The organism is Bacillus sp. EU63, from assembly GCF_038592915.1.
Taxonomy (GTDB): Bacteria; Bacillota; Bacilli; order Bacillales; family Bacillaceae; genus Bacillus; species Bacillus velezensis.
In genome coordinates, this window is sequence record NZ_CP151944.1 from 545,236 (window position 1) to 566,325 (window position 21,090).

The following is a 21,090-nucleotide window of genomic DNA, read 5'->3' on the forward strand; positions in this document are numbered from 1 at the left end:
TCCTCCTTCAGTATGTATTTATTGTAACTCGCAATTATCCTATTACAAGTTGTTGATTATCCTAGTATAATGAATACCAGGGTAAGAGAGGAGAGATTCGGTATGATACCAGAAGGAAGATTGCAGGCGCTTTCAGAGTTTTTAAAAACGCAGCGGGCCAAAATTTCTCCGCAGATGGCCGGGCTGCCGATGGGCACACGGAGAAGAACGCCCGGACTCCGAAGAGAAGAGGTCGCGCAATTAGCCGGCGTAAGCACCACGTGGTATACGTGGCTGGAGCAGGGCAGAGACATTAAAGTGTCCGCAGCCGTATTGGACGCCGTTTCCGATGCGCTGCAGCTCAACAAAGATGAGAGAAATTATTTATACGCGCTTGCCATTGAGGAGGGCGTGAAGCAGCCGTTTACCGCGGAGGAAGAAGCGGTTATCAGCCCGTCGCTTTCAAAAATCCTGCAGGAGCTCCGTTATTGTCCCACCATTATCTCGGACAGGCGTTGTCATATCGTAGGATGGAACCAGGCCGCGGCTCACGTGTTTTTAGATTTTGAACAAATTCCTCCTGAAAAACGGAATCTCATAGAGCTATTGTTTTCCAGAAAAGAATTAAGAAGTTTAGCCGTGAACTGGGAGCACTTTGTGAAAGGATTCATCGCCATTTTCAGAACGTATTACGGCCAGTATGTAGCTGATACGTGGTATTCTCAGTTTATAGAAGAAATGGAGAAAACGTATTCGGAATTTCATACGCTGTGGAATGAGAGCGAAGTCAGCTCGGCACCCGAAGTATTAATTGAGTTCCGCCACGCGAAGGCGGGAAAAATGGTCTTTAACCTGACTTCATTTCAGGTTCAGGGCAACAGTGATCTGCGCTGCAGTGTGTATACGCCGGTAGATCATACCGAAACGGAAGCAAAGCTGAAAAAGCTCTTCGAAAACAGGTGAAGAACAGAAAAAAACGGGAGGCGGCCGCCTCCCGTTTTCAGTTTAAAATAAAAGCATGAGACCGGCGATGGCCGGTGTTAAAAAGATGGCTGATTTCAGAATGACTTTCGGCACGAGGTTGGTGAATTTCGCTCCGACATATGCGCCGCACATCGTTCCGATCAGCACTTTGACCAACAGCATATAATCGACAAATCCTTCCGTCACATAACCGAGTCCTCCGCCGACCGCAAGCGGGATAATGACAAGCATGGTGGTGCCGACCGACTGGCGGATGGATAAGCGCAAAAGAATCATTAAGCCGATTTGGATGAAAGGGGCAGAGCCGATCCCGAATGTTCCGGACAAGATTCCTGCGATGACACCGAGTACAACGGCTTTCACCCATATATTCAGATTGCTTTGCCGTCCGGAATCTTCATGTGTTTCTTTTACAAGAAATAACCGGACTAAAATAAGCAGAGCAGATAAAAACAGCATGCCCGCCGTCAAGTAATGCAGCAAATCTGCGGGGATAAGAGAAGTAAGCCTTGCCCCGAAAAACGAACCGAATGCCGCAAAAACGCCGACGATGAGGCCGATCTTCATCTGAATATTGCCTTCACGGTAGTGGCTGAAAGCCCCCGACAAACTTGTGAAAGCCATTCCGGCGAGGGAGGTGCCCAAAGCCGTATGAATCGGTACGTGAAACAGTATAGTTAAAAGTGCAATGACAAAACCGGCTCCCCCGGCGCCGATAAACCCGAGAATAATCCCGAGAAGAAACATAACGAGTATAATAAGCACAATCTTCTCCTCCATTTAGATGCCTGATCACCATGTTCCGCTCCGCTGTATCAGGTTCTAATAATCGACCGTAGTCCGTCGACCGTCGTCTGATATCTTTATGTTACCTTAAATTTAAGGTATTGGCAAGAAGACGAATCGCTTTTATACAGAGGGTTTACAGCTCTTTCACCATCACTTTTTCCCCGTTTGAGTCCAGCTCTCCATTGAATAAGAAGCCGAATTTTTGATAAAGCCGCAATGCATGCACGTTATCTTCAAACAGGCTTAAATAAATCCGTCTGCAATCATATATTCGAACGAGATGGCGGATAAGGGCATCAAGCAACAGCTTGCCCAATCCCCGTCCCTGATAACGTTCATCAATAAAAAAACGGTCAAGCCACACTCTTCCGTTTTCATTTTCCTCATCATATTCCGGAAACCATCCGTACATGGCAAAGCCGACCAATTCCCCGTTAACATAAAGACCGGCCGGCTGATAATGCCGGCAATCCTCAGCATCTTGTAAGCACTCTTCCGCGGTTTCAATAAATGAAGTCTGGCTTTCACTTACATGAAGCGCCAGTATATCGGCACGGTTTTCTTCCGTGACTGTTCTGATTTCAATCGTCATACTTGTTACTCCTCTTCCGCTTTTTTTGAGACGGTAAAGCTTTCATTGCGTAAGCCATTTGTGAATCAGCCTTCTCTCGGATACAATGATCATCATAAAGGATATGGTTACCGTATAGTCAAGGAGGCATTATGAGCGAAGACGTCAGAAAATACTTCACAACGGGTGAATTTGCAAAACTGTGCCACGTAAAAAAACAAACCCTGTTCCATTATGACGAGATCGGCCTGCTTTCTCCGGAAATCAAAAAAGCGAACGGATACAGATACTATTCCTATCATCAATTCGAACTGTTCCAGGTCATCGGCCTGTTTAAGGAGGTCGGCGTGCCCTTGAAGCAGATCAAACCGCTCTTAACAGACAAAACCCCTGAGGGTATCATCACACTTTTAAAAGAGAAATCTTCAGAAATCGAAAGCAAAATCAAAAAGCTGGAGCACCTGCAAAGGATGATTCAGACAAAGGTGAAGCTGACCGAACAAGCCTTGGAGACAGACTTTTCCTCCGTCTCATTGCAGCGATTAGATGAAGAGACACTTATGATAGGACGACCCGTACTCCATTTGCCAGAACGGCAATACACTGCCGCCATTTCCGAATTGATCCGTTATATGCGGGTACATGAGCTCGATCAGGGGCACCCGGTCGGCGGACTGTTTGCGCGGGAGCAGATTCTGAAAAAAGAATTCTACAACTACACCCATTTTTATATGAAGACAGAAGAAGGCATAGAGAATAGAGACCTCCATATTAAGCCGAAAGGGCTTTATGCCGTCGGGTACCAAATAGGGGATGAAGCGGAAGCGGCTTACCGCAGCATCATGCAGTTTATTGAAGAGTATGGGCTGGAAATGGGCGATTATGCATATGAAGAATATATGCTTGATGAGGTTGTGGCGGACGGGTTTGACAATCAGATCACAAGAATCCAGCTGCAAGTCCGCAATCGATAAAGCCGGTGACGCCGTTCGTTTACGTCTTCTAACAAACCTTGTATAATGAGAAAAATCAGATTGCAATTGAGGTGAAACACGATATGTTTCTAGCGCCCTTATTTGAACATGATGTACCGGCAGCACTTCTCCGCCCTTAATGGAGAAAAGTGACTGCGCTTCTCTCCGTTAGGGCATATGACGTGACCTAATATGATAACGGAGGGTGCATCAAATTGAAAAATACATTGTTCGGTTCGATTTATTTGGCATTGGCCGCCAGTATCTGGGGCGGTATGTATGTCGTTGTAAAAGTTGTGGTAGCGGTCATTCCGCCGCTTGAACTGGTATGGCTGAGATATGCGGTGGCGCTTCTTTCGCTTTTGATTCTCAGTTTGTTTACACGCCAATCCTGGAAAGTTCATAAACGTGATTTATTACTGATCGCTGCGATCGGATTGATCGGCAACACGATTTCGATCGTCACGCAGGAAATCGGCACGAAATTATCAACCGCGCAGATGGGTGCGATTATTACGGCATCCACTCCCGCATTTATGGTTGTATTTGCCCGGCTGATGTTGAAAGAGCGGTTAACGCTGAAAAAAGGAATAGCGACAGGGCTGGCGACGATCGGAGTATTGCTCATTGTGGGGAACGGAGATCTCGATATGTCGAGCCAGCTCGGCGGTCTCTCGCTTCTGGCTGCGGCGCTGACATGGGCTTTGATGTCCGTGCCGATGAAACGGGTTCCCGGCCATTACTCACCGCTTGTCGTCACAACGTATTCCATTTGCGTCGCATTTGTCATCCTGACCCCGTTTACAGCGGGCCCGCTTCAGGAGATTCCTTTGTCTCAGCTTGCCCGGCCTGAGATATGGGGCGGACTTTTATATTTGGGTGTGATCTCAACCGCCTGCGCGTTCATGCTTTGGAATCGCGGATTGCAATTACTGAATGCGGCAAGCGGCGGTCTGTTTTTCTTCTTTCAGCCGCTTTCCGGGACATTGCTCGGCTGGCTGCTGCTGGGAGAGACGATCGGAGGAACCTTCTGGATCGGGGCGGCCCTTATTGTTTCAGGCGTCGTTCTCGTCATGAAAGAAAAATAGAAAATGAAAAAAAGCCATTCAGCAAATGAATGGCTTTTTTCTGATTTCCCGGCAGGATTCGCTCCGCCATAAACAGAAAACAAGGAGCAGAAACGGATCATGGGCACCGGTACTCTCAAGGTGCAATTCGGGGGTTCGTCAATTAACATAAGGCGGTGAAAAAATGGAGCCAAAATGGCTTGAATGGGCAAAACAGCTTCAATCCGCGGCGCAAGCGGGGCTGGCTTATTCCAAAGACATATATGATATTGAGAGATTTGAAGAAATAAGAAAAATAAGCGTGGATATCATGGCGCATCATACCGGCATCGACAAAAGGATCATCAAAGACGTATTCGCCGGTGACAAGGGCTATCCCACTCCGAAAGTTGATATCAGAGCGGCAGTTTTTAAAGATCAGAGCATATTAATGGTAAGAGAGAAAAGCGACGGCAGATGGGCGCTGCCGGGCGGGTGGGCTGATATCGGGATTTCACCGGGCGAGACCGCTGTCAAAGAAGTAAAGGAGGAGTCGGGAATCGACGTAAAGCCCGTTAAACTGTTAGCTGTAATGGATAAGAAATGCCATTCCCATCCGTCGTCCGCCGCCCACGTTTACAAAGTGTTTATCAAATGCGAGATCATCGGCGGCCGGCTCAGGGAGGGAACGGAAACAAGCGCGGCCGGCTTTTTTGCGGAAACGGAACTGCCGCCGCTATCTGAAGCCCGCAATACGGAAAGTCAGATTGAAAGGATGTTTGCATATCTCAAACATCCGGATGAACCCGTTTATTTTGATTAAGGCAGCAAACAGAAAGAAAAGGGGGCCCGAGTATCATGGAGGATTCAATTAAACAGCAGGCGCAGCGGCAATTTGCCAAAAACGCCGCGAAATATGTGACTAGTCCAGGACACGCCGCAGGAGAGGATTTGGCGTATCTCGTTTCAGCTTCCGGTGCCGAAAAGCATATGGACGTGCTGGATATCGCGACGGGAGGCGGACATACGGCTAACGCTCTCGCTCCTCTCGTACGCTCTGTTATCGCATATGACCTCACGGAAGAAATGTTAGCAGCCGCTGAAGCATTTATAACCGGAAACGGATGGACGAACGTGTCATTCGAAAAAGGCGATGCTGAAAAGATGCCGTTTGCCGATGCTGCTTTCGATATCGTCACATGCAGAATCGCGGCGCATCATTTTCCCGATGTCAGAGCCTTTGTTCATGAAGCGTTTCGGGTTGTCAAACCGGGCGGCAGACTGCTTCTCATTGACAATACCGCACCTGAAAAGGATGAATATGACCATTTTTATAATGACATTGAAAAGAAACGGGATCAGAGCCACTTTCGGGCGTGGAAAAAAACAGAATGGCTCCGTTTTCTGGAGACAGCCGGCTTCCGGATTGAATCCGCTGTCTGCTTTTTGAAACCATTTCAATTTACCGTCTGGTGTGAACGGGCAGGCCTGACTGAAGAGAAAGCCGCATTACTGGAAAAACAGATGCTGGATGCTCCTCGTGATATACAGCGGTTTTTTTCTGTAGAAAAGGATCAATCAGGCCGTATTGCGTGCTTCACAGGTGAATCGGCCTGTTTCTGTGCGGTCCGTCCCGTCTGAGACGAAAAAAACCGCTGTGCAGTTTTCCTGCCCGCGGTTTTTTCGTATTATCTGTTCTTGATTTGAGAAATAATAGCGGAAGTGACGTCTTCCGCTGAATGTTTTCCGCCGACATCAGGAGTCAGAATGCCGCTGTTTGTGACCGTTTCAATAGATTGTAAGAGGAGATGGCCCAGTTCCTCTTCTCCGAATGAATCGAGCATTAATTTCGCCGTCCATATTTGGCCTATAGGATTGGCAATTCCTTTTCCGACAATATCCGGGGCGGAGCCGTGAACAGGCTCAAACATGGAAGGATATTTGCCGTTTACATTGATGTTGGCTGCGGGAGCGATTCCGACGCTTCCCATAATCGCCGCGCCGATATCTGTCAGCACATCTCCGAACAGATTCGAAGCGACAATGACATCAAAGCGTTCCGGCTGCGTGACAAAGAAGGCCGCCAGTGCATCGATATGCTGGGAATCCGTCTCAATCCCGGCGTACTCCCGGCTGACCTCTTTAAAGATGTCATCCCAGAACGGCATCGAGTGAATAATACCGTTTGATTTCGTCGCGCTTGTGACGTGTTTCCGCCGACTTGCCGCCAGTTCGAAAGCATACCGCATCACTCTTTCCGTACCCCGGCGGGAAAAGACCGCGTTTTGTATGGCGATTTCGTCCTCACCCTGATAGATTCTGCCGCCGACAGAGCTGTACTCGCCCTCACTGTTTTCGCGGACGACTATCAGATCAAAATCCTTCGGGTTAACGAGGGGGGAAGTGATTCCCGGCAGGAGCTTTGCCGGCCGCACATTAATCACCTGTTCAAATTCCCGGCGTATCTTGATGAGCAGCCCCCACAGCGAAACATGATCGGGGACGAGTTTTTGATTCCCCACCGCTCCCAAAAACAAAGCATCAAAGTGCTGTAACGTTTCTAATCCATCATCCGGCATCATAGTCCCGTGCTCCAAATAATACTCGCAGCTCCACGGAAAAGAAGTGAAATCAAAGGCAATGCCTCCATGTAATTCGGCGATCGCGTTCAACACCCGCTCCGCTTGCGGAACTGTTTCTTTCCCCACACCGTCCCCCGGTATGCTGGCAATTTTGTAAGTTTTCATGTTTCCGTCACCTCTGAATGAATTGTTTTCGGTTTACGGCAGACCGTCGACCGTCGTTCGCTATAATTCCATATTACGCCACATCCGATATGCTGACAAGCTCGGGAATGTTGCTTCCATAGATAAACTGTTATATGATCTTGGTAACAATAAGGCCTAAATTGTATGAAGAGGTAGGAAAGATGGATAATTTTAAATTAGATAAGCCAATCCCGTATTATCTGCAATTTTATTCCCAATTGAAAAAAATGATATTTGACGGGATTTTTAAACCGGGTGAACGGCTGAATGAGACTCAGCTGGCCAAGGATTTCGGAGTCAGCCGGTCGCCGGTCAGAGAAGCCATGCGGCTCCTTGAAAAGGACGGGCTTTTGACGGCAGACGATCGAAACGGCTTTGTCATTTATTCTTTGTCCGTTAAGGATGTTGAAGAGATTTATAAAATCAGAATGTCACTTGAATCACTGGCGGTCGAACTCGTTATTGATGAAGCGGCTGAGAGTGAAATGGACCTCATTGAAAAACAGCTGCGGGAGACGGAAGAAGCCATCAATAAAGGCGTCAAAGAGACTGAGATTATTTCCTTAAACGAGTCGTTTCATCGGCTCCTTGTGGATTTCAGCCGCAACAGCCGGCTGGCCATGCTGCTTGAGCATGTCAATGTGCTGATTCATTTTTGCAGAGTTCTTAATTTTAAAGGCGATGACCGTGCGGAGGTTATCCTGCATGAGCACCGGAAAGTCTTTGAAGAAATAAAAAAGGGCGATAAAACAAAAGCCGTGCAATATATGACGGAGCATCTCAAGCATGATGAAGAACATCTGAAAGGCGTGCTCAAAGCGGGAGAAACAGACGAATCATCACGATAGACAAGGTGAAAAGCCTTGTCTTTTTTTTTGCCGATGTCATCGAACCGTCATAAAGACCTGACGGATGTTCCTTGCATGATTTTTTCCGCGTCATTTATGATGGATATGGAAGAGACGCAAAAAAGGCAAAGGAGTTTGAAAAATGGCGAAACATATTCTGATGATCAATTTTCCCGCAGAAGGACACGTAAACCCGACTTTGGGTATGACAAAGGCCTTCAGCGAACGGGGCGATCACGTTCATTATATCTCAACGGAAAAATACAAAAGCAGACTGGAAGGAGTAGGGGCGAAAGTTCATCTTCACAGCGATCTGCTCAGAATGACACCTATTGATCCCGGCAGTCCGTCCGGTATACTTGCATTTTTAAAGGTTCATATCAAAACGTCACTGGAGATTTTACATATTGTGCAGCGGCTGGCAGAGGACATTCAATTCGACGCCGTCTATTATGATAAATTCGGTGCGGGAGAGCTGGTGCGGGATTATCTCAACATCCCCGGCATCTCTTCTTCAGCATCCTTCCTGTTCAATGAAGACCGTCTGAAAATACTGCCGCTCCATCCGGAATCGGGCGTGCCGTTTCAGCCGGACAGGGAATGTGAAGAGCTGTTGGCCGAGATGAAAGACAAATACGGTGTCGCCCCTGACAGCATGGTTCAATTTATGAACAACACAGGTGAATTGAACGTCGTCTATACAAGCAGGTATTTTCAGCCCGAAAGTGAGACATTCGGAGATGAGTATTTATTTATCGGTCCGAGTTTTCCGAAGAGAAAAGGGCGCGTCGACTTCCCGATTGACTCATTAAAGAATGAAAAAGTCATTTATATCTCAATGGGAACGGTGCTCGGGGACACGGAAGCGTTTTTCAATCTGTGCATAGACGCGTTCTCAGATTTTGAAGGAAAAGTAGTCATTGCCGCCGGGGAAAAAGCCGATCTGTCGAAAATCAAACAGGCGCCGGAAAACTTTATCATCGCCCCGTACGTGCCGCAGCTTGAAGTGCTGGAGCAAGCCGACGTGTTTGTCACGCATGGCGGAATGAACAGTGTAAATGAAGGCATTCATTATCAAGTGCCGCTGGTCGTCATCCCGCACGATAAAGACCAGCCGATGGTTGCGCGCCGCCTGACTGAATTGGATGCAGGCTATACCGTGCAAAAAGATGAAGTGAGCGCTGAAAAGGTAAAGCTTGCCGCGGAAGAAGTGCTGCATAACGGAAAATACAAACAAGGCATTCAAGCCATTAATGAAAGCTTTAAAGAATGTACGGACATGAAGGATGTTCTGGCCCGGATCGATCGGTTTATTGAACAAAAACATGCTCAATAATACATGGAAAAAGCCTGTTTCCTCTGCAAAAGGGAAACAGGCTTTTTATAATGGCTTTTAGATGATGTGATGTTCTTCATTTGCAAGTTTCACAAGAGTCAGAAGAGATTCTGCCTCACGTGCGTCGAGTGTTTTTGCCAGACGGTCTTTTTCAAAGATCTGCTGGCCGAAGACATTCACTGACGCCTGGTCAACCGCCGTGTGCCAGTCCTTTTGTGAATGATTCTCAGAAAAAGAGAAAACGAACACGGCAAAGACCGCTATAAGCATCGCCATGACCCAAAATTTTTGCCGATTTCCTGCTGCTGACATAGGCCGCCTCCTAAACATTTTACTGGTATTAGATCATATATGAGCTGTTTTTAACAGAGTAAAGAAGTCATTATTTCATGTAGTCCAAATGAAACGGAGCACAGCCGAAAGCCCGCCGGTCAGGCCGATGAGCCAATTCATATTTTGTTCATATTTTATTAAAAGTTTATCCAAGCCTGTCCTTTACAGTAGATATAACCACAAAATGCTGCTGAAAGGAGCCTTTAAAAAATGCATATTCATATGATCAACAAAAACCAGTTTGAGAGTGACTTGGAGGCGGCCGGCTTCAGCCGTCAGGCAGATGATATTATCGGCAAAATGAAAGAGTACGTAACGGAATACGCGGCTTCATCCGAACGGTTCCTGATTGAAATTCAAACCGTCATGAACGAATACAAAGCCGTCGTCTGTGCGATGTTTTCGACCATGGAAATTGCCGGTGCAAATAAAGACGAGAAGCATGTTGAATTTGAAGCCTGCACAGTATTGTGTGAATAAAAGACATTCATCAAACCTCCGCGGCTGCCTGAAGCGGCAGTATACTGACTGGTGTTTCGAGAAGGGAAAATATTGAAACTTCTATAGCGGCCGTTCGTATAAAAGAGTAAATCAGCTTGTATATGGAGGTTCGTGAAATGAACGATAAGAAAAAACAAGCTTTTGAACAGCTTTTCAGCACTTTAGACGAAAGGCATGAAATAAACGGCGCTGTATTGGCAGCGAAAAACGGCCGCATCTTATACCAGGGGTCATTCGGCGCTGCAGAACTGAATACAAAGAGGATGCTGAATGACCAATCGGTCTTTGAATTGGCCTCAGTATCGAAGCCGTTTACAGCTTTGGGCGTTATCATTTTAGAGCAGCAAGGGAAGCTGCGTTATGACGATATGATAGAGCGATGGCTTCCTGATTTTCCTTATCCGGGCATTACCATTCGGCATTTACTCCATCATACGTCAGGATTGCCGGACTATATGGAGTTGTTCTTAACACATTGGGACCGGGACAGAATTGCCGTTAATCAAGATGTGATCGATATGCTTAAGCAGCATAAGCCGGATGCTTATTTCCCGCCGGGCAAGGAGTGGCTGTACAGTAATACGGGGTATGTGGTGTTAGCGGTTATTATAGAAATTGTATCAGGCATGAGTTTTGCTGAATTTATGAAACAAGCCGTATTTCATCCGCTTCGTATGCACGATACGCGGATTTATAACAGGAGGCTGAGTAAAGAAAACATCCCGAACTATGCATATGGCTATGTGTATGATGTTCATTCCGGAGAATATGTGCTGCCGGATGAACTTGAGGAAACCGATTATGTCGTCTTTCTTGACGGGATTCAAGGTGACGGAACCGTTAACTCCGCTATTAGAGATTTATATCTGTTTGATCAGGCTCTTTATACGGAAGAAATCATCAGCAAAGAGTCTAAAGATCAAGCGTTTACACCGGGCTATTGGAATGAAGAAGAGCAATTCGGATACGGATTTGGCTGGATGATTCAAAACAGCCGGCAAAAAGGGAAGGTTATCAGTCACGACGGAGGCTGGCCGGGCTATTCAACTCTGATGATCCGGTATATTGACCAGAATAAAACACTGATTTATCTCAGCAATATGGAACAATCGTATCAATTTGAACAAGCTGTAATTGCCGCGGCTGTAAACATCTTATTTGATCAGCCATACGTGATTCCGAAACGTCCGGCAGATCAGAAAAAAGCAGATATCGATCCTGCGATTTACAGCAGATTTACCGGCAATTACTCATTTCAGGATGACACACATGCATCGGTGGCGGTAAAAGAAAACCGATTGTATCTTACAATAGACGGGCAGACACCATTCGAATTATTCCCAATGACGGAAACCCGTTATTTTGTCAGGGCGCTGCCGCTTGAAATTGAATTTGCAGGTGATAAAGCACAAACAGCCCCGCATTTTGTTTTATATCAGGACGGCACAGAAGAAACGGCTGTGCGGATAGACTGAGTGACATGCAAAACAAAACCGCCGTCCTGAGAAGACGGCGGTAATAGAAAAGTCAAACCCCTTTGATGACGCGAAATTTTCTTTTCGGCTCTGACATAAATATAGAAGAAAAAATCATAGCTCCGAGCATTGTGATGTATTCCATATAAAGCGAAACTTCTGCCAAAACCAACCCCGCAATCATTAAAACAGCGCCCAATACCACCGCAAAAACCTTCGTTTTCATGATGAGTTCCCCCTATTATCTGATAATTGAATTATACTGCATCTCCATTAATGTGTACATTTTGTGAACAATTTCACCTGATGAAAGGCAATAAAGAGAGATTTGAAGAATTAGGAGAAATGACAGGCCATCTTTTTGTTTTACCGAAGAAACGAAAGGGAAAGTGAAAAATCAAAAAGGCAAAGGAGTTCTTGAAATGAAAGCGAGACTATTTTTATTCAGCATGTTTCTCCTGATCCCCGTTCTGGCGCTTGCCGGATGCAACAGCCAATCTTCAGGAGGAAGCGAAAAAGCGAAAGACAAAGAAACGCACTCTCACGAAGACATGAATCACTCAGGTTCATCCGAGGTGCCGAAAGGTTTAAAGAAGGCCGAAAATCCGACTTATAAGGTCGGCAGTGACGTCATGATTTTAGCTTCTCATATGAAAGGCATGAAAAATGCGCAAGGAACCGTAAAAGGTGCTTATGATACAACGGTTTACAGTGTATCTTACACTCCGGAAACGGGAGGAAAGCGCGTCGAAGATCATAAATGGGTCATTCAGGAAGAGCTGAAGGGCGCCGGTGATAAAACGTTAAAACCGGGTGACAAGGCCGTGATCGAGGCATCCCATATGAAAGGCATGAAGGGCGCCGAAGCCGTTATTGATTCAGCCGAAAAGACAACCGTTTATATGGTCGACTATACACCGACTGACGGCGGCCAAAAAGTAACCAATCATAAATGGGTGACAGAAGACGAGCTTGCTGCCGCAAAATAAAAAGACCGCAAAAGCCGAAGGAACTCCTTTGGCTTTTTTGCGGTCTCACATTTATGCGGATTTTCTTTTCAAAGCGGGTCTCGTTAAAGAGAATACAGCTAACGCGACAGCGATAATGACAATCAAACCTCCGCACCAGGCTGTTGCTGTGACTGAACCGGTTTGTCCGATCACGCCGCCGCCGATGGCTGACCCGAGCGCGATGCCGATCTGCAAAGCGGACGTGTTGAAGCTTTGCTGAATATCGGAAGACTCAGGCGCAATTTTGATTAAATAGCTTTGCTGCGCCGGCGCAAGGCTCCAGCTGAGCAATCCCCAGATCACCATCGCAGGCAGGAAAATGATTAAAGAAACCGTTGTCAGCGGAAGAATAAACAGGATCAGAGCGAAAGAAACGGTCACAAGCATGATGCTTTTAAATGCCCCTAAGCGGTCATACAGCCAGCCTCCGAACGGGCCGCCGCATACCGCTGACAGACCGAACAAAAAGTAGCATACACTGACCCAAACGGAACTCAAATGAAGCGTTCTTTCCAAAAAAGGCGCAAAGTAGGCATAGAGTGTGTAATGCCCCGCCAATGTAAACAAGGTGACAAGATGTGCGCTGGCAATTTTGGCGGTCCCGATCGTCTTGATCTGCTCACGAAACGGAATCATTTTTTCAGCAGGTATTTTTTCGAAAAAGACGCTGATAATCAGCATGGAAACGAGAGATAATACGCCGATTCCCAAGAACAGAACGCGCCATCCGAAGGCATTGCTGATGATAATACCGACAGGCACGCCTAAAGCGATTGCGGAGCTGAACCCCATGAAAATGATGCCGATCGCCCGCGCTCTGTATTCAGGTGCCACGATTTTAGGAGCAATCGTTAAAGAAAGGACGACAATCAGCCCTGTGCTCATGGAAGCGAGCACCCGTGACACCATAAGTACGGCGAAATTGGGACTGAAATAAGCGACCAGATTACTTAGGAAGAAAATAAACAGTGCGATTAAATAAAGCCGCTTTCGTTCAGCCTTTGCCGTCACTGCCAAAAGCAGCGGGCCGGATACCGCGTAACCGAGCGCAAACACGCTGATCAGCTGCCCCGCGCTGACGATGGATATATCTAAGTCGGAAGCGATTTGCGGAAGAATACCGCCCACAATTAATTCAACCAATCCGACTGCGATGGTAGATGCTGCAAGCAGAAATACTTTGAAATTCATGTACAGATACTCCTTTTTTTATTTTTTAGAAAATAAAAAATCCTGATTACAAAAAGTGTACGGGACAATTTTTGTAATCAGGATTTTACGGTTCCTGGTAGACACCCTCAAACCATATCATTGAGGTTATACAATGTATGCAATATTCGGTTGTGTCCGTTTCTGCAAAAAATTCTACCATAATGGTGAGGGAGATTCCATAGAAAATTCGAGGAAATCCTTTCAAATTTCAATATCGGCGGCTGTAACGTCATTGATGAAGCAGGGAAAAAAATTTATGATAACCGTAAGGAGTCTATACAGATCAAACATTATACAGCCGGAGGAAACCGATGAATAAGTACGAAAAAATCGCCAACGAAATGAGAAAGAGGATTAAAAGCAGTGTATATGATATAGATCAGCCGATCCCGGATGAAAAGACGCTCGCTGCGGAGTTCGGGTGCAGCCGGATGACGATGAAGCGGGCGCTTGATACACTTGCGGCTGAAGGGATGCTTTTCAGAAAAAGAGGGCATGGCACGTTTATCATTCAATCAGCCATGCAGGATGAACACGTTCACGTAGTCAGCAACGAAATTCTCGGCTTGAGCAATTTGTTAAAAGGCAAAGATATCAAGAGCAAGGTCATCCGGTTTGAAGTGCAGTTTCCGTCTCAAGATGTCGCCGCACATTTGGCCATCGATGAAAAGACTCCCGTCTATTATGTAGTGAGGCTCAGAATCGTTGAAGGCGAACCGTACGTTCTTGAAAAAACGTACATGCCGGCGAGCCTTATACCCGGCATTAATGACGAGGTGCTCAACCATTCCATCTACGATCATATTACGCGGGAACTCCAGCTCAAAATCGCAGGCTCACACAGAAAAATCAGAGCGTGCAAGTCGGATGATATGGATCAGCAATATCTCGGCTGCCGGCCGGATGACCCGATACTTGAAGTCGAGCATGTAGGCTTTTTGGACAACGGCACTCCCTTTGAATATTCATTTTCCCGCCACCGTCATGACAAGTTTGTCGTGACCTCAGTCAATATAAAACGTTCATAAAGCGCCGAAGAGTGAGAGAAAAACTCACTCTTTTTTTTGTTGCCGCTGATTTACATCTTCGCTTCTTTTATGTTATATTACCCAATGATAGAATCATCCTACAAATTTCAGAGGTGTTTTGATGGAGATATCCAAAACAAGCAGACTGTCGCTCGTAGAACAAGTGGTGGCGCAAATTGAATCGTTAATTCAATCGGATAAATGGCCGGTCGGGACGCGCATTCCCCCTGAGCTGGATTTAATGAAGCAATTTGATGTGAGCCGAAACACATTGCGTGAGGCCATTCGAGCGCTCGTACATGCCGGCCTGCTTCAGACAAGGCAGGGGAGCGGTACGTATGTCAGCTCATCCAGTGTTCTCGGCGCGGCATTTTACCGCCATATTAAAAAATCAAATTTGCTTGAAACATTAGAAGTCAGGTACGCACTCGAAAGAGAAGCTGCACGATTGGCGGCGGAAAGGCGTAATGACGAAGACCTGAAAGCACTGAAGGCATGCTTGGATGAATGTGAAGCGGCCTTGCAAAATGAAGATCGAAAACGGTATGCCGAAGCCGACATTAAGCTGCACAAAACCATTGTACAGGCGGCCCATAACAACATGCTTTCTGATCTATACGAGCATATGACGGAGGCGCTTTGTGCGTCAGTCCATAACCTGTTGGAAATCACCCCTGCTATCCGGATCCACACCCAGCTTGCCGCCGCGATTATCGGACAGAAACCGGATCAGGCCATGGAGGCCGTCAACCAATACATCAGAGTATTTAAAGATACAATACACATGGAGGATGAACATGAAAATTAAAGACGAACATCAAATTCTGCAAGCAAGTCAGCGTAAAAAACTGATATTGCTGGTCATCGGAGTCATATTGATAGGGGCCAACCTCAGAGCGCCTCTGACATCGGTCGGACCGCTCGTTTCCTCAATTCGGGACAGCCTCGGCATGACCAATGCGGCTGCCGGCACCATTACGACAGTGCCGCTTTTGGCCTTTGCATGTCTGTCACCGTTTGTACCTTTATTGTCCCGGCGCTTCGGGACCGAGATTGTCTTACTGTCATCATTAATTGTCCTGACAGCCGGAACTCTGCTGCGCTCCATCGCCGGAATCGGCACTCTCTTTTTCGGAACGATCCTGTTGGGATTGTCGATCGCCGTATGCAACGTCCTGCTGCCGAGTCTCATTAAACATAAGTTTCCCGGAAATTTAGGCATCATGACCGGCGTCTACTCGGTTTCTATGAATCTGTGCGGCGCGATTGCATCCGGCATCAGCGTGCCGATCGCCTCTTCAGCGGGGTTAGGCTGGAAAGGCGCGCTCGGCTGCTGGGCTATCCTTTCTTTCATTGCGTTTGTCATGTGGATTCCGCAAATGCGAGGACGCGAACTGCCCGTCCGCACGACTGGGACAAACGGAGAGAAGAAAAGCAGTCTGCTGCGGTCTCCGCTGGCTTGGAAGGTGACGATGTTCATGGGGCTGCAATCCCTTATTTTTTACACCGTCATCGCTTGGCTGCCGGAAATTCTTCAGCAGAATGGACTCAGCTCAAGTAAGGCGGGATGGATGCTTTCATTAATGCAATTCTCAGTCCTGCCGATTACTTTTATCGTGCCGATCGCTGCCGCTAAAATGAAAAATCAGCGCGCACTCGCCGGACTGACGGCTTTATTTTTCCTTATCGGCATTGCCGGCGTTCTTTTCGGAAGCCCGGCTCTCACTCCGCTATGGGTCATTTTGATCGGAATTGCGGGAGGCTGTGCGTTCAGTCTGGCGATGATGTTCTTCAGCCTGCGGACCCGGCATGTTCATGAAGCCGCGGCGCTTTCCGGCATGGCACAGTCATTCGGATACCTGCTTGCCGCGTTCGGGCCGCTCGTATTCGGTTTGCTGCATGACATCACGCACGGCTGGACGGTTCCGTTATTCATGCTGATCGCAGTCTCCGTTCTGATTTTCATTTTCGGAGTCGGAGCGGGAAAAGCGGAACAGATCAAAACAGCATAAAAAAACAAAGGGCCCGTTTAGGGTCCTTTGTTTTTTGTTTAAAAAGCTGTCTCAGGCCGTCACGCTGTCAGTTTTAAGCCGATGACACCGATGAGGATAAGCCCCAGAGACACCAATTGTGACAGATTGAATTTTTCTTTAAACCAAAGTATGCCCACGGCCGAAACGCCGATGCTTCCCATGCCGGTCCAAGCCGCATACGCGACACCTGTGGGAAGAACCTGCATCGCTCCGGAAAGGCAAAAGAATGAAAGCATAAAGCCTGTTACCATGACAATCAGAGGCCACTTTTTTTTAAAACCGTCAATATGTTTCATGGCAACGGCCGCTACAACTTCCTCCGCTCCGGCAATAAATAACAGCAGCCATGCCATTAATGTTCACCCCTTGTTTCAGTTTCTTTCGTAAATACCTTCATTCCTAAAATGCCGGACAACAGCAAAGCCAAAAAGAATATTTGCCCGATTGAAAACGATTCGCCTAAAATGACGCCCGTTACATATGTGCCGACGGTGCCTATTCCGACAAAAACGGTGTATGCGGCAGCCATCGGAATTTTTTTATAAGAGCGGATCAGCATCAGAAAGCTGACGGCAATCAGAAGGAAAATACCAATCCAATCAAAGAGCGAGTCCGCATGCTTCAGGGCGGACGCCCAAACGACTTCTAACAGTCCGGCTATCAATACAAGCAGCCAATACATGATACAGTCACCTCAGTTATGAATGAATGTCAGTCATTTTTACGGCGGTCAAAAATGATCGGTCTCTGCCAATCATTTCTGCAAGCTTCTTTTGAGAAAGCTGAATATTTCTTTTTTATATACTTCGAGATCGACATCCTGTTCACAGCCGATATAAAACCGTTCAGCCGCGTTCTCGACAACGTTGATAATCGTTCTGGCCGTCCATCTGACATGAATGCCGCTGTGGACCTCACCCTGTTCAATGGCCGTATTGATCACGCCTTCCAGCCAGGAATAATAAGGCTGATAAATGGCTTCCCATTTCTCCATTGAATGATCGATGGCAAGACCGGAATAACAGAGAACGATAATATCTTTATGAAGCCGGGTGATGTGAAATGTCTCATCTACCAAAATGTCCAGCAACGTCCAAAAATCTTCAGAACCGTCCGTTTTCCCTTTTATTCTGTCCAGCGTAGTGTCGAGCAGGTTTTCTGCAATCGCGGATATCAGTGCGTTTTTAGAAGAAAAATATAAGTAAAACGTACCTTGGGCCGTGCCGGCTTTTTTGACGATTTCTGAAATGGATGCTTTGTCTAATCCTTTTTCAGAAATGACTTCAATCGCGGCTTGCAGGATCTTTTCGTATTTTCCCGAGCTTTGTTTTGCCAATAGAGGGGTTCCTCCTTTTATGAATGACTGTCATTCATTTTATCGCATGTTCGCTTTTTTGTCATCCTTTAAAATAAAAATACCGGAAAGAAGACCATACTTCTTTCCGGCATTCGTCATTTATCACTGTCGATCATAGCCTTCGGCAGACCCGTATATTTTGCCCAGTAATAAATACCGAGCGAGCCGATGGCGATCAGAATCAGGTCAAGCGGATTGCTGATAATGCCCAATCCGTGGCCGAACGAGCCGAGATAGGAGAAAATCAGCATCATGACATAAAAGCCGACGATCCACCATGCTGATTTCAGCTGCTGCCGTATGCTGACATCATCTTTGGGAGCATATTTACTGAAACAGAGATAGATCAGAAACATGACAATTTGAGAACCGAGAAGCCAGGATACGGTGCGCCATCCGGACCAATATACAATATAAGAGGTAAAAATAAACGACAGCGGTCCGATGATGCTCATCCCTTTTAAATAAAACGGTCTGTTAATATTCTTCGCGTTGACTCTCAGCGCCGCAGAAGAAATCGGCGCAATCGCATAAGACAGAATCAATGCGACGGAGCATACGTTGACAAGAGCGTTCCAAGAAGGGAACGGAAGCGTCCAAAAAACAGCCAGACCGAACGAAAGCCAAAGGGAGGCACGCGGTGTCCCGGTTTCTTTATTGACTTTAGAAAAAATGCTGAATAATGTTCCGTTTCTGGCCCAGGCATAGACGAGACGTGAAGTCGTATTCATAAAGATATTTCCGTTACCGCCCGGTGATAAAATCGCATCTAAAATGACCAATGTCGCCAGCCACCCCAAACCGAGCAAAACGGCGATATCTTTGAACGGAAGGGAGAATTCAGTCCCGATAGCCGGCCATCCGTGCTTCAGGGTATCCGCCGGGATCGCCCCGATAAAAGTGAGCTGCAGCACGGTGTAAATAATAGTAGAAACGATAATACAGACAATCAATGCGATCGGAATGTTCCGCTTCGGATTCTGCACTTCACTCGCGACAGCCACAATCGGATGCAGCCCAAGGTATGCAAACATGACGCCGCCTGTGGAAATCGCGGCCTGAATTCCGGTAAAACCAAAAGGCGCGAATCCGTGAACGGTCATATTGCCCGGGTGAAAATGAAAAATCAGTACCACAATTACCGTAATCGGTACGACATATTTAAAAATCGAAATAATGAAGTTTGCTTTCGCAAAGGTTTTGACACTCCAGTAATTGAGGAGGAAGAACAGGCAGAGCAGCGCAAATTGCAATATCCACCCGGCAATCGTCGGAGAATCGGAGCCTTTTACGGTCAAACCGGGAAACCAATACGCCACGTATTGGCGGACTGCCGTGACTTCTATAGAAATAAGACTCGTGTATGCCACAATGGTGACAAAGGAAATTAAATATCCGACCAGGTGTCCGTGTGAATATACGGGGTACCGGATAATTCCCCCGGTCCGCGGCAGCGCGGCGCCCAGTTCCGCATAAACCAAGCCGATCAATAAGATGATTCCCCCGCCGATCAGCCAGGAAAAAATGCCTGATGGGCCCGCTTTAGAGGCGACGTTACTGACGGCAAACAGCCATGCCGAACCGAATATGGCTCCCATGCCGATTAAAATAAGATCAAAAAGTGACATAGTTTTCTGGAAGTTTCCTTGCTTAGACATTCGCTGCCTCCTTAGAAAAGACATTGTTCTCTTTACATAATTCCCATTATCATTCAAACATACCCAGCCGGCCGGCTGGAAAATTAGGACAACTTTCGAAACGAAGTATGTACAGCAATGTGCTCACATTATAATAACGGCCGTATGGCAAGATCTCCCGGCTTATATTCCCCGTTTTAAACACATTCAAACCTCATATTCAGAAAAACAAAAAACGCCCGAAACAGGCGTTTTTTGTTACAAGTTCATATCTTTCAGTCCGGGGCTGTGCTCATTCGGAAGCTCGGGAAGTTCCGGCACGGGGAAACCTTTAGGAGGCTCGGACACACTTAATTCGCCGCCGTTTCGGCTCGGCGTCGTTCCCTGCAGAATTTCTCCGATCCGTGTCGGATCCAGTCTGAAATTAAATTGGGTATTATGATAACCCATCTCAACGAATTTCCGGCATTCCGGGTATTTTTCAATATCATAATTCGGCACGGGAAATAATTTGCCCCATTCGACACCCAGTGTTTCCAACGCTTTTGTAAATGCATTTTGATGGGCGTTGTCACGGACGATCAGAAATCCGAGTGTTTCTCTGAACGTCTGATTTGAACTCATTTCATAAATGCGTGTCTTTTGCAGCACGCCGGTTGATTCCAGCACGACATTGTCCAATAAATCGGAAATCAGATTCCCGTGGTTGTATACCCAAGACCCGTTCCATGGATTGCCGCCGGCGTCTACAGGAAGAGAACTTTGCGCCCCGATGATAAAATGGTGCGGATTGGCGTGTTTCACCGCTTCATCAAGCGGCGCCTGATCTGCTGCCTGATTTCCGGCGCCCTCAGCGCCGCTTTCATCTAGCAGTGCATTGATCGTACTTTGGACGAGTTCAACGTGTGCGATCTCTTCTAAAAATACACCGCGAAGCAGGTCACGGAACTGTTTTTCTTTTCCTCTGAAATTAGAGCTTTGGAAAAAGTATTGCATCATCGTCCGCATTTCTCCGTAGTGCCCGCCTAAAATTTCCTGAAGCACCTTGGCCGCGGCCGGGTCCGGCTTGTCCGGTTTAATGATATTGATCAGCTCTTCTTTGTAATAATACATAAACAGCGCCCCCTGAAAGAAGTTTTCGGTTCTTCTGTTAGTGTCTTTGCAAAGTCAGTTTTTATGTATCGGCATCAAAAAAAGGACGGAAAGCGT

Annotated in this window: 24 protein-coding genes and 1 riboswitch; of the genes, 13 read left to right on the plus strand and 11 right to left on the minus strand. The window is 46.8% G+C overall.

What is annotated here, in order from left to right:
* Nucleotides 1-102 precede the first annotated feature (102 nt).
* Nucleotides 103-942, plus strand: coding sequence for a helix-turn-helix transcriptional regulator (locus NYE38_RS02825; RefSeq protein WP_014417044.1), 840 nt, complete (start codon nt 103-105; stop codon nt 940-942).
* Nucleotides 943-984: 42 nt separating this feature from the next.
* Here the strand turns inward: NYE38_RS02825 and NYE38_RS02830 are convergent, their stop codons facing one another.
* Both NYE38_RS02830 and NYE38_RS02835 read right to left on the minus strand, forming a co-directional pair.
* Complete coding sequence (locus NYE38_RS02830) at nt 985-1,728, minus strand: sulfite exporter TauE/SafE family protein (RefSeq protein WP_017419175.1); 744 nt, start codon at nt 1,726-1,728, stop codon at nt 985-987.
* Nucleotides 1,729-1,885: 157 nt separating this feature from the next.
* A complete protein-coding gene (locus tag NYE38_RS02835) occupies nt 1,886-2,344 on the minus strand; it encodes a GNAT family N-acetyltransferase (RefSeq protein ID WP_017419174.1) in 459 nt (152 codons plus the stop codon).
* A gap of 131 nt (nt 2,345-2,475) precedes the next feature.
* Between NYE38_RS02835 and NYE38_RS02840 the strand changes: the two genes are divergently transcribed.
* The 4 genes from NYE38_RS02840 (at nt 2,476) to NYE38_RS02855 (ending at nt 5,984) form a co-directional block, all read left to right on the plus strand.
* Nucleotides 2,476-3,297: a MerR family transcriptional regulator gene (locus tag NYE38_RS02840; RefSeq protein ID WP_003156048.1), complete on the plus strand. Its 822-nt coding sequence runs from the start codon at nt 2,476-2,478 to the stop codon at nt 3,295-3,297.
* 215 nt (nt 3,298-3,512) lie between these two features.
* Nucleotides 3,513-4,385: a DMT family transporter gene (locus NYE38_RS02845; RefSeq protein WP_340801240.1), complete on the plus strand. Its 873-nt coding sequence runs from the start codon at nt 3,513-3,515 to the stop codon at nt 4,383-4,385.
* Between the two features lie 163 nt (nt 4,386-4,548).
* Nucleotides 4,549-5,166, plus strand: coding sequence for an NUDIX hydrolase (locus NYE38_RS02850; RefSeq protein WP_017419172.1), 618 nt, complete (start codon nt 4,549-4,551; stop codon nt 5,164-5,166).
* Between the two features lie 35 nt (nt 5,167-5,201).
* On the plus strand, nt 5,202-5,984 hold the full coding sequence (locus NYE38_RS02855) for a class I SAM-dependent methyltransferase (protein WP_017419171.1): 783 nt from the start codon (nt 5,202-5,204) through the stop codon (nt 5,982-5,984).
* Nucleotides 5,985-6,031: 47 nt separating this feature from the next.
* On the opposite strand, the gene NYE38_RS02860 is transcribed toward NYE38_RS02855, so the two are convergent.
* On the minus strand, nt 6,032-7,090 hold the full coding sequence (locus NYE38_RS02860; protein ID WP_017419170.1) for a tartrate dehydrogenase: 1,059 nt from the start codon (nt 7,088-7,090) through the stop codon (nt 6,032-6,034).
* Between the two features lie 182 nt (nt 7,091-7,272).
* On the opposite strand from NYE38_RS02860, the gene NYE38_RS02865 reads away from it, so the two are divergent.
* Nucleotides 7,273-7,959: a GntR family transcriptional regulator gene (locus tag NYE38_RS02865; protein ID WP_025650286.1), complete on the plus strand. Its 687-nt coding sequence runs from the start codon at nt 7,273-7,275 to the stop codon at nt 7,957-7,959.
* A gap of 142 nt (nt 7,960-8,101) precedes the next feature.
* Complete coding sequence (locus NYE38_RS02870; RefSeq protein WP_012116955.1) at nt 8,102-9,295, plus strand: macrolide family glycosyltransferase; 1,194 nt, start codon at nt 8,102-8,104, stop codon at nt 9,293-9,295.
* Nucleotides 9,296-9,352: 57 nt separating this feature from the next.
* On the opposite strand, the gene NYE38_RS02875 is transcribed toward NYE38_RS02870, so the two are convergent.
* Nucleotides 9,353-9,607 carry a hypothetical protein gene (locus tag NYE38_RS02875; RefSeq protein ID WP_014417054.1) on the minus strand — a complete coding sequence of 85 codons (255 nt, stop codon included), beginning with the start codon at nt 9,605-9,607 and terminating at the stop codon, nt 9,353-9,355.
* A gap of 231 nt (nt 9,608-9,838) precedes the next feature.
* On the opposite strand from NYE38_RS02875, the gene NYE38_RS02880 reads away from it, so the two are divergent.
* Nucleotides 9,839-10,108, plus strand: a complete 270-nt coding sequence (locus NYE38_RS02880; RefSeq protein WP_007409303.1) for a hypothetical protein — start codon at nt 9,839-9,841, stop codon at nt 10,106-10,108.
* A 137-nt stretch (nt 10,109-10,245) separates the two neighbouring features.
* A complete protein-coding gene (locus NYE38_RS02885) occupies nt 10,246-11,604 on the plus strand; it encodes a serine hydrolase (RefSeq protein WP_063636949.1) in 1,359 nt (452 codons plus the stop codon).
* A gap of 52 nt (nt 11,605-11,656) precedes the next feature.
* Here NYE38_RS02885 and NYE38_RS02890 read toward each other — a convergent pair whose 3' ends face one another.
* Nucleotides 11,657-11,830, minus strand: coding sequence for a hypothetical protein (locus NYE38_RS02890; RefSeq protein ID WP_007409301.1), 174 nt, complete (start codon nt 11,828-11,830; stop codon nt 11,657-11,659).
* Between the two features lie 196 nt (nt 11,831-12,026).
* Here NYE38_RS02890 and NYE38_RS02895 point away from each other — a divergent pair, with 196 nt between their 5' ends.
* Nucleotides 12,027-12,593: a YdhK family protein gene (locus tag NYE38_RS02895; protein WP_017419166.1), complete on the plus strand. Its 567-nt coding sequence runs from the start codon at nt 12,027-12,029 to the stop codon at nt 12,591-12,593.
* Nucleotides 12,594-12,644: 51 nt separating this feature from the next.
* Here the strand turns inward: NYE38_RS02895 and NYE38_RS02900 are convergent, their stop codons facing one another.
* Nucleotides 12,645-13,805 carry an MFS transporter gene (locus NYE38_RS02900; protein WP_007409299.1) on the minus strand — a complete coding sequence of 387 codons (1,161 nt, stop codon included), beginning with the start codon at nt 13,803-13,805 and terminating at the stop codon, nt 12,645-12,647.
* A gap of 54 nt (nt 13,806-13,859) precedes the next feature.
* Nucleotides 13,860-13,959, minus strand: a riboswitch (purine riboswitch).
* Nucleotides 13,960-14,137: 178 nt separating this feature from the next.
* Between NYE38_RS02900 and NYE38_RS02905 the strand changes: the two genes are divergently transcribed.
* The 3 genes from NYE38_RS02905 (at nt 14,138) to NYE38_RS02915 (ending at nt 16,866) form a co-directional block, all read left to right on the plus strand.
* The gene (locus tag NYE38_RS02905; RefSeq protein ID WP_014417057.1) at nt 14,138-14,854 is read left to right on the plus strand and encodes a GntR family transcriptional regulator; all 717 of its coding nucleotides are present in this window, start codon (nt 14,138-14,140) and stop codon (nt 14,852-14,854) included.
* 121 nt (nt 14,855-14,975) lie between these two features.
* Nucleotides 14,976-15,662 carry a FadR/GntR family transcriptional regulator gene (locus NYE38_RS02910; protein ID WP_014417058.1) on the plus strand — a complete coding sequence of 229 codons (687 nt, stop codon included), beginning with the start codon at nt 14,976-14,978 and terminating at the stop codon, nt 15,660-15,662.
* Nucleotides 15,652-16,866 (plus strand): MFS transporter, encoded by a 1,215-nt coding sequence (locus NYE38_RS02915; RefSeq protein WP_012116961.1) that lies wholly within the window; start codon nt 15,652-15,654, stop codon nt 16,864-16,866. Before NYE38_RS02910 ends, NYE38_RS02915 begins: the two co-directional genes overlap by 11 nt.
* Before the next feature lie 59 nt (nt 16,867-16,925).
* On the opposite strand, the gene NYE38_RS02920 is transcribed toward NYE38_RS02915, so the two are convergent.
* The 5 genes from NYE38_RS02920 to NYE38_RS02940 all read right to left on the minus strand — a co-directional run bounded on the left by NYE38_RS02920 (nt 16,926) and on the right by NYE38_RS02940 (nt 20,994).
* Nucleotides 16,926-17,240, minus strand: coding sequence for a multidrug efflux SMR transporter (locus tag NYE38_RS02920; RefSeq protein ID WP_003156024.1), 315 nt, complete (start codon nt 17,238-17,240; stop codon nt 16,926-16,928).
* Complete coding sequence (locus NYE38_RS02925) at nt 17,240-17,569, minus strand: multidrug efflux SMR transporter (protein ID WP_003156023.1); 330 nt, start codon at nt 17,567-17,569, stop codon at nt 17,240-17,242. The genes NYE38_RS02920 and NYE38_RS02925 overlap by 1 nt, the downstream gene beginning before the upstream one ends.
* Nucleotides 17,570-17,641: 72 nt before the next feature.
* Nucleotides 17,642-18,223, minus strand: a complete 582-nt coding sequence (locus tag NYE38_RS02930) for a TetR family transcriptional regulator (protein WP_007409294.1) — start codon at nt 18,221-18,223, stop codon at nt 17,642-17,644.
* 116 nt (nt 18,224-18,339) lie between these two features.
* A complete protein-coding gene (locus NYE38_RS02935; RefSeq protein ID WP_017419163.1) occupies nt 18,340-19,902 on the minus strand; it encodes an APC family permease in 1,563 nt (520 codons plus the stop codon).
* Nucleotides 19,903-20,139: 237 nt separating this feature from the next.
* Complete coding sequence (locus NYE38_RS02940) at nt 20,140-20,994, minus strand: manganese catalase family protein (protein WP_014417059.1); 855 nt, start codon at nt 20,992-20,994, stop codon at nt 20,140-20,142.
* Nucleotides 20,995-21,090: the final 96 nt, after the last annotated feature.

Excerpts from the sequence above, each read along its gene's own strand:
- NYE38_RS02825 (WP_014417044.1), top strand. The coding sequence starts at position 103 with ATGATACCAGAAGGAAGATTGCAGGCGCTTTCAGAGTTTTTAAAAACG.
- NYE38_RS02835 (WP_017419174.1), bottom strand. The coding sequence starts at position 2,344 with ATGACGATTGAAATCAGAACAGTCACGGAAGAAAACCGTGCCGATATA.
- NYE38_RS02840 (WP_003156048.1), top strand. The coding sequence starts at position 2,476 with ATGAGCGAAGACGTCAGAAAATACTTCACAACGGGTGAATTTGCAAAA.
- NYE38_RS02850 (WP_017419172.1), top strand. The coding sequence starts at position 4,549 with ATGGAGCCAAAATGGCTTGAATGGGCAAAACAGCTTCAATCCGCGGCG.
- NYE38_RS02855 (WP_017419171.1), top strand. The coding sequence starts at position 5,202 with ATGGAGGATTCAATTAAACAGCAGGCGCAGCGGCAATTTGCCAAAAAC.
- NYE38_RS02860 (WP_017419170.1), bottom strand. The coding sequence starts at position 7,090 with ATGAAAACTTACAAAATTGCCAGCATACCGGGGGACGGTGTGGGGAAA.
- NYE38_RS02865 (WP_025650286.1), top strand. The coding sequence starts at position 7,273 with ATGGATAATTTTAAATTAGATAAGCCAATCCCGTATTATCTGCAATTT.
- NYE38_RS02870 (WP_012116955.1), top strand. The coding sequence starts at position 8,102 with ATGGCGAAACATATTCTGATGATCAATTTTCCCGCAGAAGGACACGTA.
- NYE38_RS02875 (WP_014417054.1), bottom strand. The coding sequence starts at position 9,607 with ATGTCAGCAGCAGGAAATCGGCAAAAATTTTGGGTCATGGCGATGCTT.
- NYE38_RS02880 (WP_007409303.1), top strand. The coding sequence starts at position 9,839 with ATGCATATTCATATGATCAACAAAAACCAGTTTGAGAGTGACTTGGAG.
- NYE38_RS02885 (WP_063636949.1), top strand. The coding sequence starts at position 10,246 with ATGAACGATAAGAAAAAACAAGCTTTTGAACAGCTTTTCAGCACTTTA.
- NYE38_RS02890 (WP_007409301.1), bottom strand. The coding sequence starts at position 11,830 with ATGAAAACGAAGGTTTTTGCGGTGGTATTGGGCGCTGTTTTAATGATT.
- NYE38_RS02895 (WP_017419166.1), top strand. The coding sequence starts at position 12,027 with ATGAAAGCGAGACTATTTTTATTCAGCATGTTTCTCCTGATCCCCGTT.
- NYE38_RS02900 (WP_007409299.1), bottom strand. The coding sequence starts at position 13,805 with ATGAATTTCAAAGTATTTCTGCTTGCAGCATCTACCATCGCAGTCGGA.
- NYE38_RS02905 (WP_014417057.1), top strand. The coding sequence starts at position 14,138 with ATGAATAAGTACGAAAAAATCGCCAACGAAATGAGAAAGAGGATTAAA.
- NYE38_RS02910 (WP_014417058.1), top strand. The coding sequence starts at position 14,976 with ATGGAGATATCCAAAACAAGCAGACTGTCGCTCGTAGAACAAGTGGTG.
- NYE38_RS02915 (WP_012116961.1), top strand. The coding sequence starts at position 15,652 with ATGAAAATTAAAGACGAACATCAAATTCTGCAAGCAAGTCAGCGTAAA.
- NYE38_RS02920 (WP_003156024.1), bottom strand. The coding sequence starts at position 17,240 with ATGGCATGGCTGCTGTTATTTATTGCCGGAGCGGAGGAAGTTGTAGCG.
- NYE38_RS02925 (WP_003156023.1), bottom strand. The coding sequence starts at position 17,569 with ATGTATTGGCTGCTTGTATTGATAGCCGGACTGTTAGAAGTCGTTTGG.
- NYE38_RS02935 (WP_017419163.1), bottom strand. The coding sequence starts at position 19,902 with ATGTCTAAGCAAGGAAACTTCCAGAAAACTATGTCACTTTTTGATCTT.
- NYE38_RS02940 (WP_014417059.1), bottom strand. The coding sequence starts at position 20,994 with ATGTATTATTACAAAGAAGAGCTGATCAATATCATTAAACCGGACAAG.